Origin of the sequence: Poinsettia branch-inducing phytoplasma str. JR1 (genome assembly GCF_000309465.1) — a bacterium.
Lineage (GTDB): Bacteria > Bacillota_I > Bacilli_A > Acholeplasmatales > Acholeplasmataceae > Phytoplasma > Phytoplasma pruni.
The window spans coordinates 1-2,169 of record NZ_AKIK01000022.1; the positions used below are offsets into that span (position 1 = coordinate 1).

Annotated in this window: 2 protein-coding genes; both read right to left on the minus strand. The window is 18.9% G+C overall.

What is annotated here, in order from left to right:
• Nucleotides 1–132 precede the first annotated feature (132 nt).
• Nucleotides 133–867, minus strand: coding sequence for a hypothetical protein (locus ON17_RS00710; RefSeq protein WP_017191565.1), 735 nt, complete (start codon nucleotides 865–867; stop codon nucleotides 133–135).
• Nucleotides 868–915: 48 nt separating this feature from the next.
• Nucleotides 916–2,070 (minus strand): coiled-coil domain-containing protein, encoded by a 1,155-nt coding sequence (locus tag ON17_RS00715; RefSeq protein ID WP_017191566.1) that lies wholly within the window; start codon nucleotides 2,068–2,070, stop codon nucleotides 916–918.
• Nucleotides 2,071–2,169 lie beyond the last annotated feature (99 nt).

Genomic DNA, 2,169 nt, shown 5'->3' on the forward strand with positions numbered 1-2,169 from the left:
TTAAATTAAATATAATTTTCTTTTTTTTATAAAATGTCATTTTTTTAATATTTTTCTTCTTTCTAAATAAACTATTTTTTTTTATAAGCAACAATAAATATATTTATTGTTGCTTAGTTACTTAATTATTATTCATTGAATTGGGATTTTACTAAATATTTTAGGTAGCCTTTCGTTTCTTAATGAATTACTTTTCTTCATTAGGTATTTCATATAATCCCATATTATTTTTTTGAACCTAGATATTTTTTCTTCTTCTGCGTCACATTTATCAAATTTATTAAAATCTTCTATAATAAAATTTAAAATATTAGCATAGTTGCTTAAAAATTGTCTTCCATCATCAAAATCTTTTTCTGTTAATTCTTGTTCTGGAATGTAATCATAAATTCTTTTTTCATTACTAATACTCGAATGAAGTTTTTTCAATTCGATAAATTTTTCAAAACATTTCTTATACCATTTTATAATTGTTATAATTTGATCATAAATAATTGTCTCTTCTTTATTGTTAGTATCAATTTTCTCTCTTTGTTTTTCAAAATGCATCAAAGCATTTTGGAGATTTTTTTTGATTTTTTTTTCTTCTTTGTTATTTTTTACATCTTTTTTTATTTTGATGAAATCTTTTTTTATTTTTTCTAAATCATCATTATCACTACGAAGCTCCATATCTTTTTTTAAAGATTTGTTTATTTCCTCAATTTTTTGTTCCAAAGATTCCGAAGAAAAATCATCTTGTTTTTGAATCTGTTCTTTTTTGCGAGAAATCGATTGATAAAATTGGTAAAAAAGAATACCAATCAATATAAAACTGATAATTTGAAAAAGTATTAAAATAAAAAATTTTTGTTTTAATATTTGCATTTTTTATAACCCTAATCTTATTTATATTTTTCTATTTAAATTTCTAAATTATTTTTTTGAAATCATTATTTCTTTCATGAAATTATCATTGCATGATTCTTGAATTATTTGGTCAAATAAGACACCATTTTGGTTTTTTATATAATTATTTATATCAATTTGATGTTTTTCGAAATCATCGAATTTTGACAAATCAATAACACAATTTTGAAATTTTTCTTTCATTTTATTATTCATAATTATTTCTGAAATTTTTGATGTATTTTTCGGATAAATTTGTTTAAATAATTCAATAAATTTATCAAAAGTTTTAAAATAATATTCGATAGTTTTAACAAATTGTTCTATTTGAAGAATATATTCTTCTGTTTGGATTTTGTCTAATTTAAATTGTATATATTCCATATCAAAAGGATTTAATTTTTTTTTATTTTTTTGTAATAATTTGTCAACTTTTTTATACAATTTAAGCAAATCTCGTTGTTTTGTCAAAAATATTTTTGTGAACAAATCAATATTTAATCTATTTTCTAATTTTTCAACTTCGATAATTATTTTTTCAATAGGTTGTTCTTTTTCTAAATTATTTTCAAAATATATTTGTTTACATTCTTTTGTTTTTTGTTCGAAATTATTATATTTATCAAAGTCAAAATTTAAAATATAGTCATTTTTTTCTTTATATATTTCTTTTTCTATCCAAGATTTTAATAATTCTTGTGATTTAGTTTTTATTCTTTTTTTATCTATTGTGTTTTTTAAAATATTATTTTTTTGTTGTAATTCGACCTCTTTCTCTTTAATATTTGTAATTATTCTTTGTTTTTGTGATTCGGCCTCTTTATGTATAAGTTTTTTCGATTGATCCATTTCATTATCTAATTCACGAATTTCAATATTTAATTTATTAATTTTATCATCTAATTCACGAATTTCAATATTTAATTTATTAATTTCAATATTTAATTCAGAAATTTTGTTTGTTATATCATTTTTTTTCAATGAAAATGATGTATTATAATCTTCGCCTAATCTTGATAATTCATCAATTTTTGTATTTTTTTGTTCTATAAGTGTTTCATCATCATCTAAAGATATTTCTTTAGTTTTTTCCTTCCTATTGCCTCTAAAATATAGAAAAATCAAATAGAAAAAAATAAAAAGTAAAATTAACAAAAAATAATAAATTAGTTTTTTTTTCAAAATTATAATCCTTTTCCTTTTATAAAATCTCAGTGAACCGCTAAAATGGAACCATTAAAATAAACAATTTAATGAAATTTAAATATTCAAATTATTTAT

Excerpts from the sequence above, each read along its gene's own strand:
- ON17_RS00710 (WP_017191565.1), bottom strand. The coding sequence starts at position 867 with ATGCAAATATTAAAACAAAAATTTTTTATTTTAATACTTTTTCAAATT.